Annotated in this window: 6 protein-coding genes; all 6 read left to right on the top strand. The window is 32.9% G+C overall.

Translation table 11 applies throughout. The features are described 5' to 3' along the window. Window positions 1-346 (top strand): SPASM domain-containing protein (locus JML65_RS23595; protein WP_202272576.1); only part of this gene is annotated, 346 nt, incomplete at its 5' end. A gap of 11 nt (window positions 347-357) precedes the next feature. Continuing rightward, entirely contained in the window at window positions 358-1,089 is a 732-nt protein-coding gene (locus tag JML65_RS23590) for a hypothetical protein (RefSeq protein ID WP_202272574.1), read from the top strand. 62 nt (window positions 1,090-1,151) lie between these two features. Further along, window positions 1,152-1,637, top strand: coding sequence for a GIN domain-containing protein (locus JML65_RS23585; protein WP_202272572.1), 486 nt, complete (start codon window positions 1,152-1,154; stop codon window positions 1,635-1,637). A 6-nt stretch (window positions 1,638-1,643) separates the two neighbouring features. Then, complete coding sequence (locus JML65_RS23580) at window positions 1,644-2,957, top strand: radical SAM/SPASM domain-containing protein (RefSeq protein WP_202272570.1); 1,314 nt, start codon at window positions 1,644-1,646, stop codon at window positions 2,955-2,957. Between the two features lie 11 nt (window positions 2,958-2,968). Next, entirely contained in the window at window positions 2,969-3,178 is a 210-nt protein-coding gene (locus JML65_RS23575; RefSeq protein ID WP_202272568.1) for a hypothetical protein, read from the top strand. Between the two features lie 137 nt (window positions 3,179-3,315). Further along, a complete protein-coding gene (locus JML65_RS23570) occupies window positions 3,316-5,487 on the top strand; it encodes a peptidase domain-containing ABC transporter (protein ID WP_237390978.1) in 2,172 nt (723 codons plus the stop codon). Window positions 5,488-5,880 lie beyond the last annotated feature (393 nt).

Genomic DNA, 5,880 nt, shown 5'->3' with positions numbered 1-5,880 from the left:
AGCTGAACTGATAGATGCCTATGGAAACATTTATAACTGCACAGAAATTTCATATGTTCCAGCCTATGATAAATCCGGTTATATCTTAGGAAATTTAAATAGAACTGACCCTAGCAATTTACTTCAGGAAAGACCGTTTGTCGACTGGAATGATCTGATTAGAGAGAACAAATCAAACTCTCCCTGCCATACCTGTAAAATACTTCCTATTTGTGGAGGAGCATGCCCTAAAACATGGAAAGAAGGAATTTTTTCTTGTCCGTCATTTAAATTCAATATGGAAGACAGAATCGCTCTATCCTATATCATTGCTCAAAAAGGATCAGAAGTTTTAAGTGCCTTTTAAAAATTAATACCATGAAAAAATTTGATAATCTTTATAGTAAACTAGATCAGCTGGAAAAGCTAAACAAGCAAAAATACAAAGAGCAGCTGAAATTTGATGAGCATGTGAATGAGATGATCAACTCCGTATGCTTAAATAAAAAAGTGTTCCTATTTTACTATGAAAATTATCAGAAAGCTCTGGAGCACTCCAGACATGGAAATATCATGACCGCTGAAAACCTTGTATCAAGAGCAGGAAAATACATAGACAAATCTTTACTGAGTGAAGATGAAAAAAAACTATATGACTTGATTTGTGTGCCTATTGACGCCTATCTGCACTACAGGAAAGGAGATTTTTCCGCTGCTTTCACAGGTACAAAAAAAACAATGGAGCTGGATTCCTATTTTGAAAAAAAATTTCCTATCGTTTTTTTCCATAAAATCCAGCAGATCCACAACCTGGCAAGGATCAGTTTCAGATCAATGGAAGTCGACCGTGCCCTTATCATCTTAAAAGATATATTCAGACTATTGATAGACAAAACTCAAATAACTTTTGAAGATGTTGTTTATGATCCCATATACCTGGAGTACAATAGTGACGACCTTAGAAAGTCCATGATTTTCGACATTCTGAACGATGTTATAACAACGGCAGAAAAACATAAGGAAAATGAAAAAATCATTATCTTAGATTTTTGTGATGAAATAATCACCCATTCCTCATTTAATAAACTAGAAACCCAAGCAATCTTATGAAAGTATTCAATTTATTTATAATAATGACCCTTTTCTTTTCTTTCGAAAAAGCTCATTCTCAAATGATTAAAAGTGAATTAAATACCGAAAAAGCTGATTTCAAAGAAATAAGGATTGAAGATATTGCTCAGGTATTCTTTACCAAAGGTTCCGAAAATTCAATTATTATGGAAAGGAGCTCCGACAAAGACAAAGAGATTAAATTCAGCATAACTGATGGCGTCGCCTCTATAAAGGCAGTCCACTCCACCGAAGAAAGCAAAAAAAACAACTACAACCTCTACATTACGTCAAAAAGCGATGACATTTTTATCAATGCCTACAACGTGGGAATATTACGAACCACAGACAAAGCTCAGTTTGGAACAACCAAACTTAAGGTTATCAATGCAGGAAAAATAGATCTGGCTGTCGATACCCAAACCTTAGTTCTGAATATAGAAAATGTAGCTTCACTGAAAATCAGTGGAAAAACAGATGAACTAACGTTAGATAAAAAGAATGTATTACTGAGCAATGTAAAAAAACTCCAAATAAAAAAAATATAACAGAACATGACAGAGCTGAAAGCTAGCCAATATAATCTATCTTTTAACTATGAAGATAAAATCATAGCTTATAACTCTATGAGTGATCAGTTTCTGGTTCTGGATCCTCTTTTACATGACTTATTTATGGCAGCTATTCATGAAGAGGATTTACCGGCCTTAAAAGATATTCATGAAGATCTTTTTTTATTGCTTCAAAAAAAAGGATTTATAATCCCCGATACAAAAAATGAGTATGAGGAAATAAAAAAAATAAGTTTTAATCACGATTTTAACGATGAAAATTATGAGTTAATTATTAACCCTACCATGAATTGTAATTTCAAATGCTGGTATTGTTATGAAACTCATATTAAGGACTCCAGAATCAATGATGAGACAAAAAATAAAATTACTAAGCATATTGAGCAGACAATAATCCGAAAACAAGGAGTGATAAAAAATTTCAGTCTAAACTGGTTTGGAGGAGAGCCCTTACTATACTTTAATCCGATCATTAAAGATATATTGGAATCCATTTATCCCTTGATGGTCAGTAACAATATAAACTTTCATTCATCTTTTACTACAAATGGGTTATTAATATCACAAGAACTTTTAGATGTAGGTAAAAAATATGGTATAAAACAATTTCAAATTACACTGGACGGGCACAGAGAACGACATAATAAAGTAAGATATATTTCCAAACAAAAAGGAAGCTATGACAAAATTTTAGAAAACATTAAACTTTGCCTTAAAAATAGCTTCGTGGTAACTGTAAGAATCAATATTTCTGAAGAAACAATCTCTGACCTTGTAAAAATCATTGATGACTTCAAAGACATCAATAATTTTGAAAAACAATACTTAAATTTCTCATTCCATGAAGTATGGCAGGAGGAAAAAGAATTAACAGCAGATATTTCCAATATTGTAGACCAGTTCAGAGCACATGGACTAGTTTGTGCCTATAAAGGAGAACATATTGCAACTATTACTAATTCTTGCTATGCAGATAAATTTAACCACGCTACCATCAATTATAATGGAGATGTTTTTAAATGTACAGCCCGCGATTTTAAAACCTCATCAAAAGAAGGTTATCTAGCTGACACAGGAGAAATCATTTGGAATGAAACATTTCAAAAAAGAGTATTTGACAGCAGATTCTCCAATCCACCCTGCTTTAGTTGTAAAATACTCCCCCTTTGCAATGGAGGCTGTTCTCAGCACAGACTGGAAAATTTTGGCAAAGACTACTGTATTCACAATTATGATGAAAACAGGAAACTTGAAATAATAAAACAAAAATTCTATACGAGGCTTATCCATACATAAAACTATATACTATGAAAAATTCCAAATTAAAATTCAAAGAACTAAAAAGTAAAATCCAGCCATTAACTAAAGATGCGCAGGGAAAACTAAAAGGAGGAATATCTTCAATTGATAATTACGAAGAAGGACAAACGCCCAAGGGTTGGAACGTTCTTGCATGTTTTTGTAATGTAAATACACAATGCCCTACACAACCTACTACCGGTACAGGTATTTCCTAACTCTGAATAACTAAATAAGACAAAATTTTATCTGGAACTTGTTCACTGTTTTAGCAGTGTTCTTGTTTTAGCAGTGTTCTTACTATAATTGAAAATAAATAATTTAAACTGTGCGTTTTATTGCTCAATATGATCAAATGGATTGCGGCCCTGCTTGTATAAGCATGGTGGCCAATTCTTATGGAAAAGAATACCCGTTGGAGTACCTTAGAGAAAACTCTTATATTACAAAAGAAGGGGTTTCTCTTTTAGGCATAGGAGAAGCATCAAAAAAGATAGGATTTGATTATCATGCGGTAAAAGAAGAATCTGATCATTTAATTTCCAATATTGAAAATACCAAGAAACCTGTTATTTTACACTGGGATCAAAATCATTTTGTGGTACTCAATAAGGTCAGTAATTCTTTATTTTCCAAAAAAAAAATATTTGAAATTTACGATCCCGCTCATGGTATCATCAAAATATCTCAGGAAAAATTTGAAGAATCCTGGATTTCAGATCGCAGCAAAGGAGTTTCCGTCTATTTAACTCCCACAGACACATTTTATCAAAATGAGCCCCCTCAGCAGAAGCTGTTAACCGTTAAGCAGACTGTTGAGTATCTGCAACCTTACAAAAAGAAAATAGCCCTGATGTTCTGTCTGCTTCTTGCAGGAAGTGGCATCACACTTATCTTTCCATTTCTTACCCAGTCTCTGATAGATGACGGAGTAAGCTCAAAGAATTTAAATTTTATTTTTATTATCCTGCTGGCACAGCTGTCATTATTTTTGGGCAGTATCGTTATCAATATTTTCAGAAACTGGCTGACACTCTATATCGGTACACATCTGAGTATCAAAATTATTTCAGACTTTCTAAAAAAAATAATAGAACTTCCCATCCGGTTTTTCGACACCAAACTACTGGGAGATTTCCAGCAAAGAATTCAGGATAACAATAGGATTGAAGAATTTTTAACCTCCCAAAGTTTACTTACATTTTTTTCCATAGTCACCTTCTCCGTCTTCTTTGGCGTTCTCGCGTACTATGATGTCAAAATACTGTTAGTATATTCCATTTTGACCCTGATCTCTATTGCCTGGTCATTTTACTGGCTTAGAAAAAGAAAAATAATGGATTATTTCCGGTTTAAACTTCGCAGTGAAAATCAGGATTCCATCTATGAGATGCTGAACGGAGTTACTGAAATGAAATTAAATCAATTTGAAGATTTTAAAATTTCAGAATGGGAAAAAATCCAAAAAAGACTGTTTCAGCTTAATATCAGAATTTTAAAAATTGATCAGTATCAACTCTCCGGATTTGAATTTTTGAATCAGCTTAAAAATATAATTGTTACTTTTTTGGCTGCCACTTATGTGGTAAAAGGAAGTATGTCTCTTGGGGTACTTTTGTCAGTATCTTACATAATAGGACAGATGAATTCCCCTGTAAGTCAAATGATAAATTTCTTCCGTTCTTTTCAAGATGCAAAATTGAGCATGGAAAGACTTAATGAAGTTCAGTTTAAATCCAAAGAGGAAAAAGAAGACGACAAACCTATAGAATCCAATGAAGAAACAGCAGGCGATATCCTGTTTGAAAACGTATCATTTCAGTATGAAGGACCTCAGTCTCCTTATGTATTGAAAGATATCTCGCTTACTATCCCTCAGGGAAAGGTTACTGCGATTGTGGGGGCCAGTGGAAGCGGAAAAACTACCCTTATGAAACTTTTACTGAGGTTTTATAATCCGGTATCTGGAAAAATCAGTTTCGGGAAAACGGATATTTTACATATTTCTCCTAAAAGCATTAGAAAAAGTTCCGGAGTTGTTCTGCAGGATGGATTTATATTTTCTGATACCATCGCCAGAAACATCATTACCCATGATGAAAACAGTGATGACGAAAAACTGCTAAAAGCAGTCACAACATCCAATATCAGCGAATTTGTAAACTCTCTTCCCTTAAGATATAATACCAAAATTGGAGCTTCAGGGAACGGAATTTCCGGAGGCCAGAAACAAAGAATATTAATTGCAAGAGCCGTATATAAAAATCCTCAATACTTATTTTTTGATGAGGCAACATCGGCCCTGGATGCTGAAAATGAAAAAATAATCCATGATAACCTTCAGGAGTTTTTTAAAGGAAAAACCGTTGTCATCATTGCCCATCGTTTATCAACCGTAAAAAATGCTGACAATATCATTGTCTTAAATGGAGGAAAAATTGTAGAAGAAGGCAATCATCAGGAATTAGTCAGTAAAAATGGTGAATATTACAAACTGGTGAAAAATCAATTGGAATTAGGCAGTTAATATCGGATCGTTTAAACAAACAAGCTTCCCTTTTCAAAGAGAAGCTTAATAAATAATGCAAAAAGTGATGATATGTAGAAATTTATTCATCTAAAGATAATCAACTCATCGATGTTCTTTTTATGAGTAGAATCATATTCAAAAAAAAATCCTCGGAAATTCCGAGGATAAAAACTAATAACCATGAAAACTCAAATTAAACATGAGTTACATATCTACATTGAAAAATCGTGCCAAAATTTAAATTTTGATAAAAATATTCCAATATATATTTTCGAGAGATTAAATATCATATTTTAATATTTTCACCTCTTTTTTTTCGTATTATTAAAAATCACATCTTGTTAATTACAACTATTCCAAATAGGAAGTATTAAAAAAACAATATTATTA

This window comes from Chryseobacterium sp. KMC2 (assembly GCF_016756935.1).
Lineage (GTDB): Bacteria > Bacteroidota > Bacteroidia > Flavobacteriales > Weeksellaceae > Chryseobacterium > Chryseobacterium rhizosphaerae.
Note: the sequence above shows the minus strand (reverse complement) of the source record. Positions and strands in the feature narration are given on the sequence as shown.